18 protein-coding genes, 2 tRNA genes and 1 rRNA gene are annotated in these 24,639 nt (G+C 66.4%); 10 read left to right on the top strand and 11 right to left on the bottom strand.

All coding sequences use genetic code 11. The features are described 5' to 3' along the window. Positions 1 to 116: 116 nt before the first annotated feature. From ABKF58_RS06070 to ABKF58_RS06045, 6 genes are all read right to left on the bottom strand, one after another. A tRNA-Ala gene (locus tag ABKF58_RS06070) sits at positions 117 to 192 on the bottom strand. Between the two features lie 11 nt (positions 193 to 203). Further along, positions 204 to 280, bottom strand: a tRNA-Ile gene (locus ABKF58_RS06065). 92 nt (positions 281 to 372) lie between these two features. After that, positions 373 to 1,907 (bottom strand): 16S ribosomal RNA (locus ABKF58_RS06060). A gap of 428 nt (positions 1,908 to 2,335) precedes the next feature. Further along, positions 2,336 to 3,679, bottom strand: coding sequence for an ATP-dependent protease ATPase subunit HslU (gene hslU / locus ABKF58_RS06055; RefSeq protein ID WP_482583818.1), 1,344 nt, complete (start codon positions 3,677 to 3,679; stop codon positions 2,336 to 2,338). Positions 3,680 to 3,907: 228 nt separating this feature from the next. Beyond that, positions 3,908 to 4,444 carry an ATP-dependent protease subunit HslV gene (hslV, locus tag ABKF58_RS06050; RefSeq protein WP_085277686.1) on the bottom strand — a complete coding sequence of 179 codons (537 nt, stop codon included), beginning with the start codon at positions 4,442 to 4,444 and terminating at the stop codon, positions 3,908 to 3,910. Between the two features lie 84 nt (positions 4,445 to 4,528). Continuing rightward, positions 4,529 to 4,774: an HP1242/YdcH family protein gene (locus ABKF58_RS06045; protein ID WP_482583816.1), complete on the bottom strand. Its 246-nt coding sequence runs from the start codon at positions 4,772 to 4,774 to the stop codon at positions 4,529 to 4,531. Positions 4,775 to 4,909: 135 nt separating this feature from the next. Here ABKF58_RS06045 and ABKF58_RS06040 point away from each other — a divergent pair, with 135 nt between their 5' ends. The 9 genes from ABKF58_RS06040 to ABKF58_RS06000 all read left to right on the top strand — a co-directional run bounded on the left by ABKF58_RS06040 (position 4,910) and on the right by ABKF58_RS06000 (position 13,456). After that, positions 4,910 to 5,605, top strand: coding sequence for an energy transducer TonB (locus ABKF58_RS06040; protein ID WP_482583814.1), 696 nt, complete (start codon positions 4,910 to 4,912; stop codon positions 5,603 to 5,605). A gap of 3 nt (positions 5,606 to 5,608) precedes the next feature. Further along, the gene (locus ABKF58_RS06035; RefSeq protein ID WP_482583812.1) at positions 5,609 to 6,286 is read left to right on the top strand and encodes a MotA/TolQ/ExbB proton channel family protein; all 678 of its coding nucleotides are present in this window, start codon (positions 5,609 to 5,611) and stop codon (positions 6,284 to 6,286) included. Then, entirely contained in the window at positions 6,273 to 6,683 is a 411-nt protein-coding gene (locus tag ABKF58_RS06030; protein WP_482583810.1) for an ExbD/TolR family protein, read from the top strand. Before ABKF58_RS06035 ends, ABKF58_RS06030 begins: the two co-directional genes overlap by 14 nt. Before the next feature lie 111 nt (positions 6,684 to 6,794). Next, entirely contained in the window at positions 6,795 to 7,949 is a 1,155-nt protein-coding gene (locus ABKF58_RS06025) for a TonB-dependent receptor (protein WP_482583808.1), read from the top strand. After that, complete coding sequence (locus ABKF58_RS06020; protein ID WP_482583807.1) at positions 7,913 to 8,212, top strand: TonB-dependent receptor domain-containing protein; 300 nt, start codon at positions 7,913 to 7,915, stop codon at positions 8,210 to 8,212. Before ABKF58_RS06025 ends, ABKF58_RS06020 begins: the two co-directional genes overlap by 37 nt. Positions 8,213 to 8,317: 105 nt before the next feature. Beyond that, the gene (locus ABKF58_RS06015) at positions 8,318 to 8,998 is read left to right on the top strand and encodes a Fe2+-dependent dioxygenase (RefSeq protein WP_014088739.1); all 681 of its coding nucleotides are present in this window, start codon (positions 8,318 to 8,320) and stop codon (positions 8,996 to 8,998) included. A gap of 111 nt (positions 8,999 to 9,109) precedes the next feature. Then, positions 9,110 to 9,661 carry a PAS domain-containing protein gene (locus tag ABKF58_RS06010; protein WP_014088740.1) on the top strand — a complete coding sequence of 184 codons (552 nt, stop codon included), beginning with the start codon at positions 9,110 to 9,112 and terminating at the stop codon, positions 9,659 to 9,661. Beyond that, on the top strand, positions 9,658 to 11,094 hold the full coding sequence (locus tag ABKF58_RS06005; RefSeq protein ID WP_482583805.1) for a methyl-accepting chemotaxis protein: 1,437 nt from the start codon (positions 9,658 to 9,660) through the stop codon (positions 11,092 to 11,094). Before ABKF58_RS06010 ends, ABKF58_RS06005 begins: the two co-directional genes overlap by 4 nt. A 772-nt stretch (positions 11,095 to 11,866) precedes the next feature. Continuing rightward, a complete protein-coding gene (locus ABKF58_RS06000) occupies positions 11,867 to 13,456 on the top strand; it encodes a methyl-accepting chemotaxis protein (RefSeq protein WP_482583803.1) in 1,590 nt (529 codons plus the stop codon). Positions 13,457 to 13,538: 82 nt separating this feature from the next. Here ABKF58_RS06000 and ABKF58_RS05995 read toward each other — a convergent pair whose 3' ends face one another. The 5 genes from ABKF58_RS05995 to parC all read right to left on the bottom strand — a co-directional run bounded on the left by ABKF58_RS05995 (position 13,539) and on the right by parC (position 23,996). Then, the gene (locus tag ABKF58_RS05995; RefSeq protein ID WP_482583802.1) at positions 13,539 to 17,795 is read right to left on the bottom strand and encodes an ATP-binding protein; all 4,257 of its coding nucleotides are present in this window, start codon (positions 17,793 to 17,795) and stop codon (positions 13,539 to 13,541) included. A 3-nt stretch (positions 17,796 to 17,798) separates the two neighbouring features. Then, positions 17,799 to 18,524 carry a response regulator gene (locus tag ABKF58_RS05990; RefSeq protein ID WP_482583801.1) on the bottom strand — a complete coding sequence of 242 codons (726 nt, stop codon included), beginning with the start codon at positions 18,522 to 18,524 and terminating at the stop codon, positions 17,799 to 17,801. 216 nt (positions 18,525 to 18,740) lie between these two features. Continuing rightward, complete coding sequence (locus ABKF58_RS05985) at positions 18,741 to 20,087, bottom strand: sigma-54-dependent transcriptional regulator (RefSeq protein ID WP_482583800.1); 1,347 nt, start codon at positions 20,085 to 20,087, stop codon at positions 18,741 to 18,743. After that, positions 20,080 to 21,630 (bottom strand): two-component system sensor histidine kinase NtrB, encoded by a 1,551-nt coding sequence (locus tag ABKF58_RS05980; protein WP_482583799.1) that lies wholly within the window; start codon positions 21,628 to 21,630, stop codon positions 20,080 to 20,082. The genes ABKF58_RS05985 and ABKF58_RS05980 overlap by 8 nt, the downstream gene beginning before the upstream one ends. Next, entirely contained in the window at positions 21,627 to 23,996 is a 2,370-nt protein-coding gene (gene parC, locus ABKF58_RS05975; RefSeq protein ID WP_482584335.1) for a DNA topoisomerase IV subunit A, read from the bottom strand. The genes ABKF58_RS05980 and parC overlap by 4 nt, the downstream gene beginning before the upstream one ends. A 73-nt stretch (positions 23,997 to 24,069) precedes the next feature. Here parC and ABKF58_RS05970 point away from each other — a divergent pair, with 73 nt between their 5' ends. Then, on the top strand, positions 24,070 to 24,537 hold the full coding sequence (locus tag ABKF58_RS05970) for a GNAT family N-acetyltransferase (RefSeq protein ID WP_008955349.1): 468 nt from the start codon (positions 24,070 to 24,072) through the stop codon (positions 24,535 to 24,537). The last annotated feature ends 102 nt before the right edge of the window (positions 24,538 to 24,639 follow it).

Here is a 24,639-nt window from a genome sequence, read left to right as displayed (position 1 = left end):
ATTCGGCTTCTTCAGTTTGTTAAAGATCGGGCGTTTTTGCTGAGCCGCTTGCGCGGCACGCGAACAACGCAAACAGAACCAAACTCATCGAGTTCGTTTTTGTTTGCACTGTCGAGTGGTGGAGGATGACGGGATCGAACCGACGACCCCCTGCTTGCAAAGCAGGTGCTCTCCCAACTGAGCTAATCCCCCAACAGGTCAAATGGTGGGTCTGGTTGGACTCGAACCAACGACCCCCGCCTTATCAAGACGGTGCTCTAACCAGCTGAGCTACAAACCCAGTTGCCTTCGTCGATCCGCTTTCGCAAACCAACTATGCCCTTAACGCGAATAACCGATAGGCTGTGAGTACTCGACTCGGCCCTTCTCTAGAAAGGAGGTGATCCAGCCGCAGGTTCCCCTACGGCTACCTTGTTACGACTTCACCCCAGTCATGAAGCATACCGTGGTAACCGGACTCCCGAAGGTTATCCTAGCCACTTCTGGTATCCCCCACTCCCATGGTGTGACGGGCGGTGTGTACAAGACCCGGGAACGTATTCACCGCAGCATGCTGATCTGCGATTACTAGCGATTCCGACTTCACGCACTCGAGTTGCAGAGTGCGATCCGGACTACGATCGGTTTTATGAGATTGGCTCCACCTCGCGGCTTGGCGACCCTCTGTACCGACCATTGTATGACGTGTGAAGCCCTGCTCATAAGGGCCATGAGGACTTGACGTCATCCCCACCTTCCTCCGGTTTGTCACCGGCAGTCTCATTAGAGTGCCCAACTAAATGATGGCAACTAATGACAAGGGTTGCGCTCGTTGCGGGACTTAACCCAACATCTCACGACACGAGCTGACGACAGCCATGCAGCACCTGTGTTCCGGCTCCCTTTCGGGCACCCTCGCGTCTCTGCGAGGTTCCGGACATGTCAAGAGCAGGTAAGGTTTTTCGCGTTGCATCGAATTAATCCACATCATCCACCGCTTGTGCGGGTCCCCGTCAATTCCTTTGAGTTTTAACCTTGCGGCCGTACTCCCCAGGCGGTCAATTTCACGCGTTAGCTACGCTACCAAGGATTCAAACCCCCAACAGCTAATTGACATCGTTTAGGGCGTGGACTACCAGGGTATCTAATCCTGTTTGCTCCCCACGCTTTCGTGCATGAGCGTCAGTGTCATCCCAGGGGGCTGCCTTCGCCATCGGTATTCCTCCACATCTCTACGCATTTCACTGCTACACGTGGAATTCTACCCCCTCTGACGCACTCTAGCTGTGCAGTCTCCAATGCCGTTCCCAGGTTGAGCCCGGGGCTTTCACATCAGACTTACACAACCGCCTGCGCACGCTTTACGCCCAGTAATTCCGATTAACGCTTGCACCCTACGTATTACCGCGGCTGCTGGCACGTAGTTAGCCGGTGCTTATTCTTCCGGTACTCTCAGCTCCAGTGGATATTAGCCACCGGCATTTGCTCCCGGACAAAAGTCCTTTACAACCCGAAGGCCTTCTTCAGACACGCGGCATGGCTGGATCAGGCTTGCGCCCATTGTCCAAAATTCCCCACTGCTGCCTCCCGTAGGAGTCTGGGCCGTGTCTCAGTCCCAGTGTGGCGGATCATCCTCTCAGACCCGCTACTGATCGTCGCCTTGGTGAGCCTTTACCCCACCAACTAGCTAATCAGACGTCGGCCGCTCGAATAACGCAAGGTCTTACGATCCCCTGCTTTCCTCCTCGGAGCGTATGCGGTATTAGCACAGCTTTCGCTGCGTTATCCCCCATTACTCGGTGCGTTCCGACGCATTACTCACCCGTTCGCCACTCGTCAGCGGGCCGAAGCCCCTGTTACCGTTCGACTTGCATGTGTAAAGCATGCCGCCAGCGTTCAATCTGAGCCAGGATCAAACTCTTCAGTTCAATCTCATAGCAATTTTTGGCACGCAAGATCAAAGAAATATCAGGTATTTCCTGTCTTGCAGTGCAAGTGTCGGCTTTGCCGAGCACTCACACCTATCGGTTATTCTGTTTGTTAAAGAGCGGTGCCAACTGCGTCGTTTCCGTCGCTGCGTCAGCTGAGGAGGCGAACTATACGCCCCGACCCCCACCCCGTCAACGCCTTTTTGCTGAAAACCGCAAAAAAAGCGCCTCCCCGCAAAAATCAGCATGCAAACGCCTGAATAGAAACAACTTACCCGATAGACATTTTTTACCACCCACCCAACTCACCCGCCCGCCGCGCCGCTTCCGGCCCGTCGGCGCCATGCAAAAAAGCAAAAAGCCGGCGATTTCGCCGGCTTTTTTTGAAAATACCGCTTCCACGCAATCGGAAGCGCCATGGCAGCCCGTTACAGCACGTAGCGCGCCAGGTCTTCGCGCTGCGACAGCATGTCGAGCTTGCTGTCGACGTAGGCGGCGTCGACTTCGAAGCGGCCGGTGCGGGCGTCGAAGGAGATTTCCTCGAGCAGCTTTTCGATCACGGTGTACAGGCGGCGCGCCCCGATGTTCTCGGTCTTTTCGTTGACGTGCCAGGCGATCTCGGCCATGCGCTGGATGCCGCTGTCGGCGAACACCAGCTCGACGCCTTCGGTCGCGAGCAGCGCTTCGTACTGGCGCGTCAGGCAGGCGTCGGTGTTGGTGAGGATCTGGCGGAAGTCGTCAACGGTCAGCGAGGTCAGTTCGACGCGGATCGGGAAGCGGCCCTGCAGTTCCGGAATCAGGTCGGACGGCTTGGCGAGGTGGAAGGCGCCGGAGGCGATGAACAGGATGTGGTCGGTCTTGACCATGCCGTACTTGGTGGTGACGGTGGTGCCTTCGACCAGCGGCAACAGGTCGCGCTGCACACCGGCGCGCGACACGTCGGCGCCGTTGCCTTCGCTGCGGCTGGCGACCTTGTCGATTTCGTCGATGAAGACGATGCCGTTCTGTTCGACGTTCTGCAGCGCTTCCTGCTTGATCTCGTCTTCGTTGACCAGCTTGGCGGCTTCTTCTTCGATGACCAGCTTGAGCGCTTCGGCCACGTTCAGCTTGCGCGCCTTCTGCTTGCCGGCGCCCAGGCCCTGGAACATGGTCTGCAGCTGGCTGGAGAAGTCTTCCATGCCCGGCGGGGCGAGGATTTCCATCTTGCCCTGCGGCGCGGCGACGTTGATTTCGATTTCCTTGTCGTCGAGCTTGCCCTCGCGCAGCATCTTGCGGAATTTGAGCCGGGTGGCGCTGTCTTCGGGCTTGCTGGCGGGCGCTTCTTCCTCGCCGGCGAAGAAGCCGGCCGGCTGGCGGGCCGGCGGCAGCAGCACGTCGAGGATGCGGTCTTCGGCGGCGTCTTCGGCGCGGTGACGCAGGCGCTTGATGGCGGCGTCGCGGGTGTCCTTGATGGCGATCTCGGTGAGGTCGCGGATGATGGTGTCGACGTCGCGGCCGACGTAGCCGACCTCGGTGAACTTGGTGGCTTCGACCTTGATGAAGGGGGCGTTGGCGAGCCGCGCCGTGCGGCGCGCGATTTCGGTCTTGCCGACGCCGGTCGGCCCGATCATCAGGATGTTCTTGGGGGTGATTTCGCTCTTCAGCGGTTCACTCACCTGCTGGCGACGCCAGCGGTTGCGCAGGGCGATGGCCACGGCGCGCTTGGCGGCGTCCTGGCCGATGATGTGCTTGTTCAGCTCGTGAACGATTTCCGGCGGGGTCATTTGGGTCATGGCGTATTTCCGGCAAGGTTGGCCGAAGGCGTCGGCCAAGCTCGGGTCCGGCTCCGGCTGGGACCACCGCACACTCTTATATAGAGTCGCGGCGGTCGGATGTTACGGTGGCCCCGAGACGGTCGGGGTGTGCTTTGGCAAACCCCATCGCGACGGGCGTGCCGGCCTCCTCGGTGCGAGCGCCGCTGGCGCTCAGGCGGCGGAGGCGGTCGCCGGGTCGATGGGCTTTCAGTCCAGCGTCTCGATCAGGTGGTTGTGGTTGGTGTAGATGCAGATGTCGCCGGCGATCTCCAGCGACTTCTTGACCACCACGGCCGGATCGAGTTCGGTGTTCTCGAACAGCGCACGCGCCGCCGACTGGGCGAAGGCGCCACCGGAGCCGATGGCGGCGATGCCCTGCTCCGGTTCCAGCACGTCGCCGTTGCCGGTGATGATCAGCGTACTTTCCTTGTCGGCCACGATCAGCATCGCTTCCAGGCGGCGCAGCATGCGGTCGGTGCGCCAGTCCTTGGCGAGTTCCACCGCCGAGCGCACCAGGTGGCCCTGGTGCTTTTCCAGCTTGGCTTCGAAGCGCTCGAAGAGGGTGAAGGCATCGGCGGTACCGCCGGCAAAACCGGCCAGCACCTTGTCGTGATAGAGGCGGCGAACCTTGCGCGCGGTGGCCTTGATCACGATATTGCCGAGGGTGACCTGTCCGTCACCGCCCAGCGCCACGCGCTGTCCACGGCGGACGGAGACGATGGTGGTTCCGTCAAACTGCTGCATGTTCTTGTTCCAATGAAAAAAGCTACCGGCGAGCTGCCAGCAGCTTTTCAGGATATGTAGGCAAGTGGACGGATTGCAAGCGGGTCAGGACACGCCGCCGCGGATCAGCCGGTAGAGTTCGTCCTTCAGCGCCAGACGGGTTTTCTTGAGCCGTTCCAGTTCCACGTCGCTGGCGGCCTCCAGCTCGTTCTCGATGCGCACCACGGCCTTGTCGGCCTGCTCGTAGTCGATGAACAGGCGGGTAAAGCGAGCGCTATCCTGCTTGAGCTGGTGGATCTCGTCCTGATCGCCGGGAAACTCGGCGGCGAGGGGGTGATGGTCGATGTGCATGGCACGCTCCGGCAAGTGATGGAAGGCAATAGGGGATGAAACCATGCTACGCCCGACGCCGGATGACCCCGTTGACCTGTATCAAATACGCACAGTCTCCATGTTAATGATAATAATTTGCGTTATCATTCTTGCATGAACTCGCGTACCGAACGTTTTGCCGCCCTGAGCGGCGTCACACTGCTGCACGTCGCCGCGCTGGCCGGGCAGACCCTGCTGGCCGCTCAACACGTGCCGATCACGCCGCCGCAATTGGCACGCATGGAACTGGTGTCCCTTGCCACGCCGCATCCGGCCGCTCCGGCCCCGGCCGTGCAGGCGGCGCCACGCCCCGAACCGAAGCCCAGGCCCGAGCGCCCGGCCGCGCGCCGTAGCGCGGCCACCTCCCCGCCGCTATTGAGTACCTCGGCGCCGCGTCCCAGTGCGGCGACACCGATTGCCACACCCTCCCCGGCCCCGGCGCCGGCGGAGCACCGCAGCGAGGCCGCCGCCACCGCCAGCAGCGCGGCCCCGGCCAAAGCGGCCGAGGCGGCCGACGCCCCGATCACCCCGCCGCTCTACCGCGGCGGCTACCTGGACAACCCCAAGCCGCGCTACCCGGCGCTGTCGCTGGAGCTGAACGAGAGCGGCACGGTGCGGGTGCGGGTGCAGGTGAGCGTCGAAGGCCACCCGCTGGACGTCAGCCTGGCACAGAGCAGCGGCTACCCGCGGCTGGACCGCGCGGCGCTGGAGGCGGTGCGCCAATGGCGCTTCGTGCCGGCCCGGCGCGGGCAGGAGGCCATTCCCTTCAACTTCATCGTACCCGTCGATTTTTCCATCAAAAGCCACTGAACCATGAATCTGCTGACTGTATTCCACCAGGGGGACGCCGTGCTCGTGACGGTGTTCATGCTGCTCATCGCCATGTCGATCCTGACCTGGTACGTCATCGCGCTACGCGCCGTGCAGGGCTGGCGTGCGCGCCGCGACAACAAGTTGGCCGAAGCCGCGTTGTGGAACGCCGCGAACTGGCCGACGGCGGAAGCGGCACTGGCCGAGTCGAATTCGGCCTACGCCAACCTGGCGCGCGACGGCCTGTCGGCGCTGCGCCACTTCCACGCCAACGCGCAGCGCTCGCTGGGGCAGGCCTGCGACCTGAACGAATTCCTCACCCGCGCCATCCGCAAGCGGCTGGCGCAGGAGACCGGCCGCCACGAGGCGGGCATGACGCTGCTGGCCTCGGTCGGTTCGACCGCGCCGTTCATCGGCCTGTTCGGCACGGTGTGGGGCATCTACCACGCGCTGGTGAACATCGGCGCACAGGGACAGGTGTCGATCGCGACCGTGGCGGGGCCGATCGGCGAGGCGCTGGTGGCGACCGCCGCCGGCCTGGCGGCGGCGATTCCGGCGGTGCTGGCGTACAACACCTTCATGCGCCTGCAGCGGGTGATGGCGCAGCAGATGGACCACTTCGCGCACGACCTGCACGCTCAACTGCTGACCCAGGCGGGAGAGATCGATGGCATTCGGTAGTTTCGACAAGGGCGAGCACGCCCCGATGGCGGAGATCAACACCACGCCGCTGGTCGACGTGATGCTGGTGCTGTTGGTGGTGTTCTTCATCACCGCACCGCTCTTTACCAACGCGGTCAAGGTCGAGCTGCCGCAGGCGGCGGCAGCCAGCTTCCAGGACAAGCCGGAGGCGATCCGCCTGGCGGTCCAGCCGGACGGCCGCTACTTCTGGAACGACGCCCCGGTGGCGCGCGAGGCGCTGGCGGCGCGCTTCGCCGCCGCCGCGCGCGCCAACCCGCAGGTCGAACTGCACCTGCGCGCCGACAAGAACGCGCGCTACGAGTACGTCGCCGAGGCGCTGGCCAGCGCCCAGCAGAGCGGCGTGAGCCGCATCGGCTTCGTCACCGAAGCCCCCTGATCCACCCCTGATTCCCGCGCGACACGCCCCACGGACCTCCATCACAGAGGGAGGCCGCGGGTCGTCTTGCGCCCGGAATCCGTCACCACCCACCCTTTTGCAGAGGAAACCATGAGCCCAAAGAGCCTGAAGGCTTCGGCCAACGTCGCTCAATCCAAACTGCCGGCCCGGCTCACCGCCGGCATGCTGGCGGCGGCGCTGTCGCCGGCGCTGGCCTACGCCGCCGGCACCACGGCGGACAGCGCCGAACTCGAGACGGTCAGCGTGACCGCCGAGCAGCCGCTGCGCGTCAGCTACAAGACCGAGACCTCGAACATCGGCAAGCAGAAGCAGGCGCTGAAGGACATCCCGCAGGCGATCACCGTGGTCAACCGCCAGTTGCTGGACGACCAGCTGGCCAGCAACCTGAAGGACACGCTGAAGAACGTGTCGGGCATCACCTTCGCCGCCGGCGAGGGCGGCCGCTCCGGCGACCAGGTCTACCTGCGCGGCTTCGCGGCGTTCCAGGACACCTACCGCGACGGCCAGCGCGACGTGGCGCAGTACAACCGCGACCCGTTCAACGACGAGAAGATCGAGGTGCTGAAGGGGGCGAGTTCGATGCTGTTCGGCCGCGGCAGCACCGGCGGCGTGGTCAACCAGGTCAGCAAGACGCCGTTCGCCGGGGAAAAGCTCGAGGGCAGCCTGAGCGTCGGCACCGACGACTTCCAGCGCATGACGCTGGACATCAACCAGGCCTTCAGCGACACGGCGGCCGCGCGCCTGAACCTGATGGCGACCAACGACGGCACGCCCAACGGCATCGAGGTGGCGAAGCGCTGGGGCGTGGCACCGTCGCTCGCCTTCGGCCTGGGCGAGCCGACCACGCTGACGCTGTCGCACCTGCACCTGACCGAGAACAACACGCCGATGCTGGGCGTGCCGTACGACCCGAACACGCACCGTCCGATCGACGTGCCGGCCGACCGCTACTACGGCCTGCAGGGCATGAACAGCGAGGACATCCAGACCGACATCTCCACCGTGCGCCTGAGCCACAAGTTGGCCGAAGACCACGAACTGAGCAGCCAGCTGCGCGTCGGCCGCTACGACCGCTGGCTCACCGTGGCCCAGCCGCAGCTGCGCAACGACAGCAACAGCGGCGGCGTCAGCGCCGGCACCCCGGTGACCGACGCCACCCTGCTGCGCTATTCCGGCAAGAACCGCGGCTCGCTCACCGAGGTGCAGGCGTGCGGACCGCCAACCTGTGGACCACCTACAAGCTGAGCGACACCGTCACCGCCGGTTTCGGCGCCTACTACACGGGCAAGCGCTATTCCAGCGACAGCAGCAAGGACCAGTCGGCAGCCAACTACCTGCCGGGCTTCATCCGCTACGACGCGATGCTGGCGTACAAGACCCGCAAGTACAAGGTGCAGCTCAACCTGAACAACCTCACCGACAAGAAGTACTACATCGGCCAGAACACCGGCCACGCCTACGCCGGCAACCAGCGCGAGGCGCAGCTGACCATCGGCTACAAGTACTGAGCCCCCCGCGTCCGGGCTTCGGCCAACCCCGGGGTTGGCCGAAGCCCTTGCCCCCGACTCCGCATCGAACAACCGCGCCGGCACGGCGCCCGAAAGGCAACGCACATGCTGCTCCACGTCCCCGACGTCCTCACCCCCGAAGAACTGGCGCACGGCCGCGCCCTGCTCGAACGCGCCCCGTGGGCCGACGGCCGCCTCACCGCCGGCAGCCAGTCGGCGCAGGTCAAACGCAACCTACAGCTGCCGCAGGACTGCGCCGAGGCGCGCGAGCTGTCCGCCATGGTGGAGGCCGCGCTCCAGCGCAACAGCCTGTTCTTCTCCGCCGCCCTGCCCAAGAAGGTCTTTCCGCCGCTGTTCAACTGCTACCAGGGCGGGATGGACTTCGGCAACCACGTCGACAACGCGGTGCGCGCCGACCCCTTCAGCGGCGACTGGGTGCGCACCGACGTGTCCTGCACGCTGTTCTTCACCGGCCCGGACGAATACCAGGGCGGCGAACTGGTGGTCGAGGACTGCTACGGCCTGCACCAGGTGAAGCTGCCCGCCGGCGACATGGTGCTGTACCCGTCGACCAGCCTGCACCGCGTCGAACCGGTCACCGCCGGCGCGCGCATCGCCTCGTTCTTCTGGACCCAGAGCATGGTGCGCGACGACGCCAGGCGCAGCCTGCTGTTCGACATGGACAGCGCCATCAGCAGCCTGCGCCGCACGCACGGCGACAACGACGCGCTGATCATGCTCACCGCCAACTATCACAATCTCTTGAGAATGTGGGCCGACATCTGATACCACAGCCGCGTTGACAATGTTCTTGCCGCGCCCGGGGAGCTCATCCACACTGTCATAACAAAGCCTTGGGTGCGCACACCCAGCGGGCAGACAAGATGGGAGAGAAACATGGACGCCACGACGACGGCCAGCCGGGAAGTCACCCTGCAGCCGGACGAACTGATCATCACCAAGACCGACCCCAAGGGCCACATCAGCTACGCCAACCGGGTCTTCATGCGCATCTCCCGGTACGCCGAACCGCAGCTGCTGGGACAACCGCACAACATCATCCGCCACCCCGACATGCCGCGCGGCGTGTACCGCCTGCTGTGGAAAACGCTGCAGGCCGGCCAGGAGTTCTTCGGCATCATCAAGAACTACACCGCCGACGGCGACTATTACTGGGTCATGGCCAACATCACGCCGGATTACGACCGGCACGGCCAGCTGATGGGTTACTACTCGGTGCGACGCTGCGCCACGCGCAAGGCGATCGACACCATGACCGAGCTCTACCGCCGCATGCGCGAGATCGAGGCCAGCAGCGGCAAGGCCACTGCTCCCGACGCCTCGGTGGCCTGGCTGCTGGAAGAGGTCAAACGCCGCCAGTACAGCTCGTTCGAAAACATGGTGCTGGACCTGAACAAACCGGCCCAAGCGGGAGCAGCCCAGCGATGAACACTCCACTCCAGCGCAAACGTTCCCCCTTCATCCGCGACTACATCAAGTTCGCCCTGCTCGCCTTCAACCTGCTGCTGGTGCTGAGCTTCGTCGCCCACTTCTTCGCCCCGGACGGCGCCCAGCCCTACATCCTGGGCCTGGTGTTGCTGTGCTCGCTGCTGGCCTCGGCCTTCATCCAGCGCCAGTCCGGCCGCATCCTGGCCACCCTGGACACCCTGCACGAACAGCTCGGCTACGCCCGCTCGGGCGAACTGCACCACCGCGCCACGCGCACCCAGAAACAGGGCGAAGTCGGCATGGTGGCGTGGGAGCTGAACGACTTCATGGACCTGGTGGAAACCTACTTCAAGGAAATGAACACCTGCTTCGGCCGCGTCAGCCGCGGCGATTACAGCCGGCGCCCGCTGAAGGAGGGCCTGCCCGGCGTGTTCGCCAGCTCGATGGACAACATCGACAAGGCGATCCAGGCCATGGAAGACAACAGCGAGTTCGTGCGGCGCAACCGGCTGTCCTCGCAGCTGAACCATCTCAACGCCCCCAACCTGCGCCAGAACCTGGCCGCCAACCAGGCCGACCTCGCCGCCATCAGCGAGGCCATGGAAACCGTGTCGGACATCACGCGCAGCAATGCCGACGGCGCCCGCGAAAGCCTGGAGAGCGCCGCCCGCCTGAGCGGCAGCCTCGACACCATCGCCGCCAGCGTGCACAGCATGAGCGACGCCAGCCATGCGCTGAACCAGGCGTGGCAAGGCATCGAGAGCTCGCTCTCGGCCATCTCCGACATCGCCGACCAGACCAACCTGCTGGCGCTCAACGCGGCCATCGAGGCGGCGCGCGCCGGCGAAACCGGGCGCGGCTTCGCCGTGGTCGCCGACGAGGTGCGCAAGCTGGCAGAGCGCAGCAAGGACACCGCCCACCAGGTGCAGACCGTGCTGGCCTCGCTGTCGGCCCGCATCGCCGACATGCAGAGCAAGTCGCAGCAGGCCGGCGGCGTCGCCAACGAGGTCAAGACCTCGGTCGACGCCTTCCGCCAGCATTTCGCGCGTCTGGCGCAAAGCTCGGACGAAGCGACCAGCCAGGTGTACCGGGTGCGCGACAAATCGCAATCGTCGCTGGTCAAGGTCGGCCACATCATGTTCAAGCAGCACGTCTACCATGCCGTCGAGGAGGGGCAGCAGGCCGGCCCGCCGCCGCGCCAGGAGCAGCTGGACGAACACCTGCACGCCTTTGCCGCCACCCGTGCCTACGGCGAATACCGGCAGCCGCAAACCGCCCTGGAGCAATGCGTGTCGTCGGCACTCAGCGCCTCGCAGCAGCCGGACAGCATGGACGAAAACCAGATCATCCAGTTGATGAGCGAACTGGAGCAGCACAGCCAAGCCATGCTGCAACTGTTCGACCGCATGGCCGACGAGCGCTCCGCCCACTAGCCATGACCCGTGCCGGCGTCTTCCCTGACGAGGCGCCGGCCCTCACCCTCCCCTTCTGCCTCGTGTCACCCGGCGCTTCCTGCGCCGACCGCTGCAACGCTCCTCCCTCCGCCTCGCGCCCGCCTCTCGGGCCTGCCGTCGACTCCTGGCCATGCCCTGATTCAGCCCCACCGGCCCCAAGGCGGCGCTGCCGTGCCCCAGGATAAGCACTTTTGCAAAGCCCTGACCGCCCAAGCACCGCGGCGTCGTTGCGCGGCGTTGCCGTGCTAGGTGTACTGCCTGCCGCCGCGCACCTAGCCAAAATCGCCGCACCGGGTTTTGTCCGCGCCCCGTAAAGACAGCGAGTCCGCAGGGCCCCACCAGCACTGCAGCGCTCAATCCTGCAAGGGCCCGACATCACCGAAACACCATTATTTACGTAAATAAATAATGTATTTCATTTTATAAATTACAAATTAAGAAAAGACCGTCAGAACTCCACCACAGCGGCTGAAAAATCCATCCGCAAAATCACCCCCGCTTCAGCCCAAAAAAGCACCAACCCATCCGGCCAGGCCAGACCATGGGAGCCGCCTCCGAGCCCACCAGGGTTTGAAACAAAAACCCAGGATGCGTGGCCGTTTGTTTACACACATAATTTAAAATCCAACGACCACGGCCCTGACAACAACATCCACACCGCCGTGGCCCGGCTGGCCGGCTCCCCGGCAGACCGGACGACACTCGACACAGACCATCTGGAGCACACCGCATGCGCCTACGCACACGACTAATGATCCTTGTCCTCGCCAGCTTTCTCGGCACCCTGCTCATCGCCGGCCTGGCACTCCACTCACTGCGCAGCGAGCTCTACAGCCAGAAGAGCGAACAGATCACGGTGGCCCTGCGCATGGCGGAGGGCGTGATGAACCGTTATGGCGCCCTGGAACAACAGGGCAAGCTGAGCCGCGCCGAGGCCGAACGGCAGGCCAGCGCCGCCCTCAACATGCTGCGCGTGGACGACCTCTACTTCTTCGCCCGCGACGCCAACAACGTGCTCAAGGTCCATCCCAAGGCGGAACGCGTGGGCAAGGTGGATCTCGGCAGCACACTGCCGGACGGGCGCACCACGGTGGCGGCCTACGAGGAGGCGCTGGCGGGTCACAAGTACGGCATCACCACGATCCAGACCTCGCGCGGCAGCAGCCAGCAGCCGATACCGAAGCTCAACGGCGTGGTGCGCTACGAACGCTGGGGCTGGACGGTCGGCACCGGCATCTTCGTCGACGACGTCGACGCCATCTTCTGGCGCGAGGCGTCGCTGCTGCTCGGCGTCAGCGCGGCGGTCATGATCGGGGTCGGCCTGCTGTCGCTGGCCATGTCACGGCGCATCATCGGCACGCTGGGCGGTGAACCCGCCTACGCCGCCGAAATCATGGAGGCCATCGCCGCCGGCGACCTGAGCCGCGACATCGTCGCTCAGGGCCAGGAACACAGCTTGCTGATGGCGATGCGGCGCATGCAGTCCGGGCTGCGCCAGATGATCGAGCAGATCAACCGCTCGTCGACGCTGATGACGCATACCGCCCAGGAACTGGCCGGCGAGATGCGCAAGCTGGACCAGGTATCGAACACGGCCAGCGAGTCGACCACCTCCGCCGCCGCCGCCATCGAACAGCTGTCGGTCAGCATCGACCACGTTTCCGACAGCGCGCGGCAGACCGAAAGCGACTCGCAGACCATGGCGGAGCTGGCGCGCAGCGGCTGCGGCGTCGCCCAGGAGGCGGCCGGAAGCATCCTCGCCGTCTCCGGCCAGGTGACCGGTGCCGCCGCCATGGTGGTGCGCTTGGCCGAGCACACCAGCAGCATCAGCGGTATCGCCGAGACCATTCGCGACATCGCCAACCAGACCAACCTGCTGGCACTCAACGCGGCCATCGAGGCGGCGCGCGCCGGCGAGACCGGGCGCGGCTTTGCCGTGGTGGCGGACGAGGTGCGCAAGCTGGCGGAACGCACCGCCGAGGCCACCGGCGAGATCGCCAGCATCATCGGTGCGGTGGTGAGCGAGACGTCGACGGTCTCGGCACGCATGGAGGAAATCCGGCCGGCGGTGGAAAACGGCGCGAGCCAGGTGCATGAAGCGGCCGAGACCCTCCATCGCATCAGCCGCAGCGTCGAACAGACCCTGGCGCTGTTCCGCAGCGTCGCCTATTCGATGTCCGAGCAAAGCCAGGCCGGCACCAGCATTGCCGGCAGCGTGGAACAGGTGGCGGGGGTGGTGACGGAAACGCGCAGTGCCGTGGCCCTGGCCACGCGGGTGGTGCATGACATCGACAGCATGGCCAAGGGCCTGCACGACGCCGTTTCGCGCTTCCGGCTGTAACGCAAGCGTTGGCCGAAGCCGGACCGCCAGGCGCAAGGCTGGCGGTTTTTTCATGGCGCTGCGGACCAGCGCATGCGCCGGCTCAGGCCGACTGGCCTTCCGCCTCCAGCCAGACGGTGAGCTCCTGCAGCCGGGCCTCGAACTCCGCCATGCCGGTTCCGAACCCGCCCGGATCCGGCTGGCGCGCGGCCGTTTCCAGCGCCTCGGCCACCGCGCCCAGCGCCATGGCGCCGACCATGCGGCTGGCCCCCTTGATACGGTGCGCGGCCCACGCCACGCGCGCGCCGTCGTTGGCGTCTACCGCGGCGCGCAGCGCGACGACGTCTTCCTGGTTGCTCTGCAGGAAGTCCTGCAGGATTTCCCATTCCAGCATGCGGTCCCCATTGCTGTAGACCGCGAGGGCGGAGCGCTCCACCGGCTCGCCCTTAGGCGCCGCCGGCTCCGGGCCGGGCTCCGCCGCCATGTCCGCCACGGCCGGGCGGCACAGCCACTTCTCCAGCATCCGGCCAAGCTGGGCCAGGTTGAGCGGCTTGGTGAGAAAATCATCCATGCCGGCCGCCAGCGCGCGGTCCGCCTCTTCCTTGCCGGCGTTGGCGGTGCAGGCGACGATCGGGATCCGGCCGCCTCCCTCGCCAAGCTGCTCGTGCTGGCGGATGGCGCGTGCCAGCTGATAGCCGTCCATCACCGGCATATGGCAATCGCTCAGGATCAGCGAGAAGTGCCCACTGCGCCAGCGCTGCAAGGCCTGCACGCCGTCTTCCGCCACCTCCACCGGGTAGCCCAGCAGCTCCAGCTGCTTCTGTCCCAGCTTGCGATTGGTCGGGTTGTCTTCGACGAAGAGGATCGGCTTGAAACCGGCCAGCACCGTCCGGTCGAGGCCCAAGGGCACGGGCGGCGCATCGGCGAGCGGCGCAGGCGACGCCTCCAACACCGCGGCCGACAGCGTCAGCGTGGCGCAGCTGCCTTGCCCCGGTTCGCTGTCGAGGCTGACGTCTCCCCCCATCAGCCCGGCCAGGCGGCGGCAGATGGCCAGCCCCAGCCCGGTACCGCCGAAGCGGCGGGTGGTATCGCTCTCGGCCTGAGTGAACGGCTCGAACAGGCGCGCCACGGTGTCCCTGGTCATGCCGATGCCGGTATCGACGACGTCGAAACGCAGGGTCTGGGCCAGCTCATCCTCCGCCAGCAGCGAGACGCGCATCTCGACCGAGCCTTGCTGGGTGAACTTGAGCGCATTGCTGACGAAGTTCTGCAGGATCTGGCGCAGCCGCAGCGAATCGAGCAACAGGCAGGGCGCCACCCGGTCGTCGACCCAGGTGGTGAACCACAGCCCCTTGCGCCGGGCGTTTTCCAGGTACAGCCCATGCACCTGGGCGACGATGCCGGCCACCGACGTCGCCTCGGGTGCGAGGTCGAGCCGGCCGGCCTCGATCTTGGAAAAATCCAGAATGTCGTCGATCAGGCGCAGCAAGGTCTTGGCGGACTCCTGAATGGTGTCCACCGCGTCGTGCTGCTCGGGGTCGAGCGGGGTCAGCGCCAACAGTTCGACCATGCCCAGCACGCCGTTCATCGGCGTGCGGATTTCGTGGCTCATCGCCGCCAGGAAGGCGCTCTTGGCATGATTGGCGCTGTCGGCCTGACGGCACGCCTCGATCAGCTCCGCCTCCTGCTGCTTGAGCGCGGTGATGTTGGCCCAGACCCCGACCGTGCCGCGCCCGGGGATCTGCCGCTCGTTGATCTGCCACCACGCCTCGCCCAGTTGCAGCGAAAAGGACGAGGCGCCCTGGCGGTGGCGATGCACCCGCTCGGCGAGCCACTGCTCGGCGTCGAACCCCGGCTCGGGACGCTCGCCCCGCTGCAGCAACGCCCGCACCGTGTCCTCAAACGAAATGCCGAGCAGGGCGTCGGATGACCGCCCCTCGCTGACCAGGTCGGCGAAGCGCTGGTTGCACAGCAGCAGCTGATCGTGCGGTCCGTACAACACGAAGGCCTCGGAAATCGACTCGATCGCCCCCAGCAGCTGGTGGCGGGACTCCGCCGCCTCGTCGCGCGCCTGCTGCAGGGCAAACTCGGCCTGTTTGCGCTCGGTGATATCAAGGCAGGCCAGAATCATGCCACCCTGAACACTCTCGCCGTGCAGTGCCTGACCCTCGATCAGCGCCCACACCGGCATGCCGTTGCTGCGCAGACATTCCGCCTCATACTGCACGTGGCCGCCCTGTTCGCGCGCGTTGCACAAGGCCTGCCCCAGCGGGATCCAGATCTGCTGGTCGGCGACCAGTTCGAACAGATGCAATGGCAGCAAGCCGCCGCGTGCGGTGCCGAAGATCTGCTCCGCCGCATGGTTGGCGCGCAGGATCCGGAAGTCTTCGTCGATGCGCAGCAAGCCGACCGGCGAGGCCGCGTACACGGCTTCCTCTTCCTGCAACACGGCCCGCAGCCGCTGCTCCGATGCCTTGCGGCGGTTTTCTTCGGCGTAGAAGCCCATGATGCTGGCAAACGCCGCGAGCAGGGCGTCCTGCGCCTGCTCCATGGCGTCCCGATCCGGCGCCTTCAGGCACACCAGCGCCACCAGCCGCTGCTCCTGCCGGACCGGCAACAGCCGCCACGGCGCCGCCCCCATTTCCCGCTCGATGTGGCCGTCGGCCGTCGCCAGCAGCTCGGAGAGCGAATCCAGCAGAACGTCCCAGGCCAGGGTGTCGCGGCATCCTTGCCGGGCCAGGAAGCGGAAACGCTCGCCACCGGCCGGATCGGGCTCGACCACGATCAGCCCGCCCTCCGCGGCATGGCAGAATTCGAGAAACAGCGCCAGCAGCCGGCTGAAAACGTGCTGGCGGGCACGGTTGGCCAACAGCAGCGCGGTCACCCCCGAGATCGCCGACAGCAGGGCCAGGCTGCGCGCGTGCGCCATTTCCACCAGGCGCTGCTCGTGTTCGTCGCGCACCACCAGCAAGCGGCGCGTGTGACGCCCGAAGCGCCCCTGCGCCATGCCGCTCAAGGTGATACCGGTAAAGAAGCGGCTGCCGTCGCGGCGGATGCCGACCCCCTGCAGACGGCTCTCGGCGCCCTCCGGGGTGACGCCATCCCCCGGCGGCATGGCTTGCTCCAGCTCCAACAGCTCGCCGTAGGCCCGTCCTGGCAGTTCGTCGCGACGATAGCCGAACAGCTGCTCCGCCCCCAGGTTGGCCATCTGGATGATGCCTTCATCGTTGACCGTGAGAATGGCGTCGCGGGTGGCATCCAGCACCTGCTGCAGGCGCCGGAGCGGGCGCAGGATGCGGCGCATCACGGCGAACAGCAGCGCCGCGTACAGCGCGAACGCCAGCAGCGAGGCGAGCACCGTCAGCTGCAGCTCGCGATAAAGCGCCTGACGATGCTCCTCCAGCGTCGATTCCGCCAGCCGGGAGGCGTCGTCGAACAGGAACAGCACCTCGTCGTGCGCCCGGCGTATGGCCTCCACGTAGATTCCGCTGACCGGCAGCGAGGCCGCCGAGCCCTGCAATTCGGCAAGTTGCGCGTTGCTCATGCGGAACAACTGGTACGTCGCCGCGTTGAGCTTGGTGAGACGCTGCGACAGTGCACCCGGACCGAGATAGCGGATATTGCTCTGCAACAGCTCCAGCATCAGCAGGCCACGTTCGCGCTGAGACGCCAGGTCGGCTTCGTCGCTGGAGTTGAGGCGCCGTTTCAGCTCGAGGCGCATCAGCAGGGCCGCCCCTTCACTGCCGATCGCACGGCGCAGCAGCCAAGCATCGAACTTGACCCCGGCGAGCCGGCTCTGGAGCTCGTTGTCATCGTCGCCGAGACGGTACGAGTGGTTGGCGAGTTCGGCGTCGATGCTTTCGAACAGGTGGTTGCTGGCCAGTTGCCAGCTGAAGGCCAGGCTTTCATCGGCCCGGCCCGGGTGGTGTTGCAAATAGCGGTCGATCTCGGCGCGCAGCTTGGCCAGATGGTCATAACGCTGGCGGATCGCGACCAGGTTGGCCCGGTCCCTCGTCCCTTCCAGCACTTCCACGCTGTGCAGCGCCTCGGCCAAGGCCCGGTCGCCCTGCTGACGCAGGCGCTGCAGCGCGGGCATTTCGTAGCGCCCCGGCGGCTGGGAGTGCACCAGCAGCAGGCGGGTCTGGGCGCCTTCCCGTTCCAGAAAATCGGCAGCAAGGAACAGTTGGTGCGAGGCGCGGTTGAGGTCGACCAGCCATTGGGCACGGCGGTACTGGTGCAGCGAGTCCTGGAGCAGCAGGTAGGAGGCCAGCCCCTGCAGCACGCCCAGCACGATCACCACCAGCACCACCGCCCGGCCGATGGCAACCGTCTGCGTCCAGCGCCCCTTGCCGTCGGTCATGGCTCAGTCCCGACCCGGCTGGTCGGGCTCCACGATGGACAGATGGCTGACACCGTAGCGGTCGCGGAAGTTGCGCAGCGCAGCCAGCTGGGTGGCGGTGATGCGGGTCCCCTTGGGCAGCAGCAGGTGGCCGGACAGATTGGTCAGATCGCGTGCCAGCACCATGCCGGGCTTGACCCCCTCCAGGGGCAGCAGAATGGCGGCAGCATGGTGGGGCTCGTCCAGCGCCGCGTGCTCAAGCAGGGTGGAGGCGTGGGGTTGGTTGAAGTGCTGCACCTGGCCAGAGTGGGTCGATACCGAGAAATAGCGGAACGGGTCTGCCTCCGGGCGCGGCTTGGTCATGGCCAGTTCGATCGCCTTTTCCACGTCGGCCGGCTTGGGTGGTTTGACGATGAAGCCGTCGGCGTGCAGACGCGCCGCGGCCAGCACGTTGCTGCGGTCGGCGTGCCCGGACAGGAAAATGAACGGCAGGTTGGACGGGTTGGCGGTCTGCCCGCAGCGCAGTTCTTTCAAGAGTCCGATACCGTCCAGACCGTCCATCTGGATATCGCACAGCACCAAGTCGACCTGGCGGATATCCAGGGTGCGGATGGCGGCCGCGCCGTCGGCCGCCTGCAGGATGGCCTCCGGACGCAGGCCCATATTGCGCAGGGCCTGCGTCATCAGGGTTCGGATCAGGACCTGGTCGTCCACCACCAAGACCTTGAGTCTGGCAAAGTCGACACTCATTCGGTTGGCACCTCAGCATGGGACTTGAGCCTCCATGATGGACGCGAAGCCGGCACAGAGGCAAGGAGATTAAGCGTTTGGCATGGCTGCGGCGAGCCGACAGCCACTTTTCATCACTCTGCCCCAGGTTCTGTGATGGCCCTGGATGATCCGAGGCGTGCCCGGCCAGGTTGGCCGAACACCGGGTCAGTCCGGCTTCGGCCAACCTGGGCGACGCTACTTGATGCCGAGGCGCTCCAGGCGGTAGCGCAGCGAGCGGAAGCTGACCCCGAGCAGCTTGGCCGCCTGGGTGCGGTTGAAACGGGTCGCCTGCAGCGCCTTGACGATGGCATCGCGCTCGACCCGATCGAGGTACTCCTGCAACCCTTCGCCCCCGCCCGCCACCGGCGGCTCAGCCCCGCCCTCGCTGCACGCGGCATCGGACAACTGCAGGTCGGCCACGGCCACCCGCGCGTCGCTGGCCAGCGCCACGGCGCGTTCGAGAATGTTTTCCAGTTCGCGGAAGTTGCCGGGATAGTTGTACCCCAACAGCGCCTTCACCGCGTCCGGGCTGAGGCGCGGACGCGGGCCGTCGCCGGCCAGCCGCTCCAGCAGGCGGCCGACGAACAGCGGAATGTCCTCGCGCAGCTCGCGCAGCGGCGGCATGGTGAGCTGGATGACGTTGAGGCGGTAGTAGAGGTCCTGGCGGAACGCGCCGCTGTCGACCAGCGCAGCCAGGTCGTGGTGGGTGGCGCACAACAGGCGCACGTCGACCGCCTCCTCGGGGCCGCCGCCCAGCTTGCGCACGCGCTTCTCCTGGATCGCGCGCAGCAGCTTGACCTGCATCGCCAACGGCAGGTCGGCCACCTCGTCGAGGAACAGCGTGCCGCCGTTGGCCTGCTGGAAGAAGCCGTCGCGTTCGCTGTCGGCGCCGGTGAAGGCGCCCTTGCGATGACCGAAGAACTCGCTCTCCATCAGGCTTTCCGGGATGGCGCCGCAGTTGACCGGCACGAACGGCCGCGCCGCGCGCGGCCCCTGCTCGTGGATCAGCCGCGCGGCCTGCTCCTTGCCGGTACCGGACTCGCCGTGGATGTAGACCGCGGCCTGGGTACGCGCCAGCCGCTCGATCAGCCGCCGCACCTCCTGCATCGCCGGCGATTCACCCGCCAGCCGCACCGCGCCGTCCACGACACCACCAGCCGCGCGTCCCTCCAGCGCCAGCGCCGATTGCACCAGCGTCCTCAGCTGCGCCAGGCTGACCGGCTTTTGCAGGTAGTCGAAGGCGCCGGCCTTCATCGCCGTCACCGCGTTGTCGGCGCTGCCGTAGGCGGTGATCACCGCCACCGGCACGTCGAGCCCGGCCTGGCCGATGTGCTCGACCACCGCCAGCCCTTCGCCGTCCGGCAGGCGCATGTCGGTCAGCGCCAGGTCGAACGGCTGGCGCGACAGCTGGCGGCAGGCGTCGCCGACGCTGGCGGCGGTGACCACCTCCAGCCCCATCTTGATCAGCGTCAGTTCCAGCAGTTCGCGGATGTCCGGCTCGTCGTCGACGACCAGCACGCGGCGGAGGGAGGTTCTAGTCATAGGCTTTCCGGCAGTACAGTCTGAAACGCCCGCCCGGGCTCAGGTAGGCGAGCAGGGCATCGTTGGCCTCGGCCAGCTCGCGGGCGATGTAGAGCCCGAGGCCGGTGCCGCTGCTTTCGGTGGTATAGAACGGTTCGAACAAGTGGGACTGGTGCTCGGCACCGACGCCGGGCCCGTCGTCCACCACGTCGATCAGGAGCGCGCTCTCGCTCTCGTCGACCTCGATGCGCAGGGAACCGGTATGGCGCTGGCAGTAACGCCAGCCGTTGGCCAGTAGGTTGCCGAGAATCTGCGCCAGGTGGCCGCGGTCGAAGATCATGGCGCGCGGGCTGTTGAAGGTGGTGACGATGCGGCCGGCGGCGGCGGCTTCGCCGAGCACGAACTGCTCGACCAGCTCGGTCAGCACCGTCGCCGGGCGCAGCACCTCGGGGCGCACCCGGTCGCGCCGGTTGAGCGCCAGCACCTCTTCCACCAGGCGGTCGATACGCCGCGTATTGTCGCGCACCATCGCCGTCAGGCGCCGCGCGGAAGGGTCGACGGCGTCCTCGCCCAAGAGCTCGACGGCGTGGCTGATCGCCGCCAGCGGGTTGCGGATTTCGTGGGCGATATTGGCCGTCAGCCGCCCCAGCGCCGCCAGCTTGAGCTGGCGCGCCTCTTCCGCCAGCTCGCGCGTCTCGCGCAGGAACAGCAGCAGCGTCGGGGTGTCCCCGGTCAGGAGCGGCACCATGCGCCCGATCAGCGCCTGGGGCTGGGCGTTGAGCTGCACCGGCCGCGCCAGCAAGGGACAGCCGTCCTGGCGCCAGCGCGCCACCGGCGCCGCCAGCTCGGGCAGCAGCTTGCCACGCTCGACCAGGGCGAAGTGCCGCGTGGCGGCGTCGTTGAACTGGCGCACCCGGCCTTCCTGGTCGAGCACCAGCACCGCCTCGCGCAGGCTCTGCAGCGCCAGCTCGTTAAGGCGGTTGAGCTGGGCGATCTCGCTGCCGCGCGCCGCGGCGAGTTGCTCCGACTCGCGCGCCACCCGGGCCAGCTGGTGGGTGGTGACGCTGGTGACGAATCCGGCGCTGGCCAGGAGTGCCGCCTGCACCAGCTCACCGGTGGTGCCGTTCAACGCCAGGATGTCGTACAGCGTGACCCCCAGCAGCGCCAGACTGGCCAGCGCGGCGTAGAACAGCGCGTAGCGGCCGGAGGCCAGCAGCCCGGCCACCGCCAGATACGGCAGCAACAGCACGCCGTAACCGCTTTTCACACCGCCATTGAGCGCCATCAGCGCGATGATCATGACGATATCGACGCTGACTCCCAGCGTGACCTGCACGCCGTGCGCCAGCGGGCCGCGCCCGAGCGACAGCCACAGCCCGATCAGGATCGAGTAGGTCAGCACCCAGCTGTAAAACGCCGGCCCGGCCACCAGCAAGGGCTCGCCGTCGAAGCCGTGCAGCTGCGACACCAGCAGCAGCACCAGCACGATGGTGCCGCGGAACGCGTTGAACAGCCTGAGCGCGTTGGCCGAAGGCAGCGTGAGCGAACGCGGCAGCTCGATCATGCGCGTCCGGCCGGATCGACGATGGCCGTCACCAGCCACTTCTTCGGCAGCAGCTGGCCGCGCCGCGCGCGCTTGCCGTCGTACTCGGCGAGCGCCACCTTCTCCTCGCTCTGCTTGCCGCGCACCGACTGCGCCGTCAGCTGCGCCTTGTCGCCGCCGACGAGGCCGATCGCGGTGAGCGCCTCGCCCTCGCCCAATTGCATCAGCATCAAGCCGCGGCCCTTGGCCAGCTCCTTCAGCTCACCGGCCGGGAACGCCAGCAGGCGGCCGTTGTCGGCGGCCGCCACCAGTCGCAGTGCGTCGAGCTTGGCCGGCGCCGGCAGCGGCGCCAGTACGGTTTCGCCATCCTCCAGCGTCATGAACGCCTTGCCGGCCTTGACCCGGCCGGCCATGTCGCCGATCTTGGCGATGAAGCCATAGCCGCCGGAGTTGGCCAGCACGAAACGCGTGGTTTCCGGGCCGGAGATCAGCTGCGCCGGCTTGGCGCCATCCTGCAGCTCGACCAGGCTCGCCACCGGCACGCCGTCGCCGCGCCCGGTCGGCACCACGGCCGGATCGACGGTGTAGGCGCGACCCTTGGAATCCAGCACGATGACCGGCCACACGGTACGCGTTTCCACCACGGTCGCGAGCGCGTCGCCGTCCTTGAAGCTGAGCGCCGAGAGGTCGACGTTGTGGCCGACGCGGGCGCGGATCCAGCCCCTCTGCGACAGGATGATGGTGACCGGCTCGTCGGCGATGGTCTGCGTCAGCACCGCGCGCTCGGCGGCCTTGATCTCGCTGCGGCGCGCGTCGCCGTACTTGGCGGCGTCGGCCTGGATTTCGTCGCGCATCAGCCCGGTCAGCGCGTCCGGCGTAGCCAGGAGGTGGCGCAGGCCTTCGCGCTCCTCGCGCAGTTCGGACAGTTCCTTCTCCAGCTTGAAGCCTTCCAGCCGCGCCAACTGACGCAGGCGGATTTCCAGGATGTCCTCGGCCTGCACTTCGGTCAGGCCGAAGGCCTTGATCAGGTCAGGCTTGGGCTCGTCCGACTCGCGGATAACGCGGATCACCTCGTCGATGTGGATGAAGGCGATCATGCGGCCTTCGAGGATGTGGATGCGCTTGTCCACCTGGGAGAGACGGTGCTCGAGGCGGCGCGTCACGGTGCGGCGGCGGAACGCCAGCCACTCGGCGAGGATGGGCTTGAGCCCCTTCTGGCCGGGGCGGCCGTCCAGCCCGATCATCACCAGGTTGAGCGCGGCGTTGCCCTCCAGGCTGGTCTGCGCCAGCAGCACGTTGATGAACTCGTCCGGGTCCTGGCGGCTCGACTTGGGTTCGAACACCAGCCGCACCGGGCTGTCGCTGTCGGACTCGTCGCGCACGCGGTCGAGCAGGGAGAGCATCAGGCTCTTGAGGTTCTGCTGCTCCTGCGTCAGCGTCTTCTTGCCGGATTTCACCTTCGGGTTGGTGGCCTCCTCGATCTCGGCCAGCACCTTCTGCGCGCTGGAGCCGGGCGGCAGCTCGGTGACGATCACGCGCCACTGGCCGCGCGCCAGCTTTTCCACCTCCCACTTGGCGCGCACGCGCACGCTGCCGCGGCCGCTCTCGTAGGCGGCGAGGATGTCTTCGACCGGGGTGATGATCTGGCCGCCGCCGGGGAAGTCCGGCCCCGGCACGTAAGCCATCAGCTCGGCGGTGGTAAGTTCGGGGTTGTCGAGCAGGGCGACGGCGGCGCCGGCCACCTCGGTCAGGTTGTGCGGCGGAATCTCGGTGGCGAGGCCGACGGCGATGCCGGAGGCGCCGTTGAGCAGCACCATCGGCAAGCGGGCTGGCAACAGCGCCGGTTCGTCGAAGGCGCCGTCGTAGTTGGGCACGAAGTCCACCGTGCCCATGTCGATCTCGGACAGCAGCAGTTCGGCGATCGGCGTCAGGCGCGCCTCGGTGTAACGCATCGCTGCCGCGCCGTCGCCGTCGCGCGAGCCGAAGTTGCCCTGGCCGTCGATCAGCGGGTAGCGCAGCGTGAAGTCCTGCGCCATGCGCACCAGCGCCTCGTAGGCCGAGCTGTCGCCGTGCGGGTGGTATTTACCGAGGATTTCGCCGACCACGCGCGCCGATTTCACCGGCTTGGCGCCGTGCGTCAGGCCCATGTCGCGCATGGCGTAGAGGATGCGGCGCTGCACCGGCTTCTGGCCGTCGGCCACTTCCGGCAAGGCACGGCCCTTGACCACGCTCATGGCGTATTCGAGGTAGGCGCGCTCGGCGTACAGGTCGAGCGGAATCCACTCGCCGGCGTCGCTGTCGGCGACCGGCGGCGGCGGCGCGGCGGGGGGAGTGCCGGCCACGGCAGGCTCGGCGATATCGTCTGCGAAGAGGTCGTTGTTGTCCATGGCGGGCCGGACACGCGCCAAGGCGCATGTCATGGTATGTTGGTTGTCGGAATTGATCGGGGAGGATTGTACTATGGCCAGCTTCATCCAGTGGCAATGCCACCGCTTCGACGGCTTCACTCTGCTTACCCTGTACGAAATGCTGCAGCTGCGCGGGCGGGTGTTTGTGGTCGAGCAGCGCTCGATCTACGAGGATATCGACGGCACCGACCTCGATTGCTGGCACCTGACCGGCCGCGACGGCCAAGGCCGCCTGGTGGCCTACGCCCGTCTGATCGCGCCGGAACAGAAATACCCGGATGCCGCCGCCATCGGCCGGGTGGTGGTGGAACCGGACTGGCGCGGCAGCGGCATCGGTCGCCAACTGATGGCCGAAGCGGTGCTGCGCACCGCGCGGCTGTTTCCCGGCGCGCCGATGATGCTGTCGGCGCAGGCCTACGCCCAGGACTTCTACGCCCACTTCGGCTTCGAGCGCGTGTCCGAGCCGTACGACGACGGCGGCATCCTGCACGTCGACATGCGCCGCCCGCTCGACGAGTAAACCCGCAATCCACGCCGGCCTGCCACAGTAGGCGAGCGAGCCAAAGCAGGTTGAGTGCCGCCAACGCACAGGAACCGGAATGTACATAAATTCCGAGCATTG

It is taken from the genome of Pseudogulbenkiania sp. AW2-16 (assembly GCF_056824575.1).
Note: the sequence above shows the minus strand (reverse complement) of the source record. Positions and strands in the feature narration are given on the sequence as shown.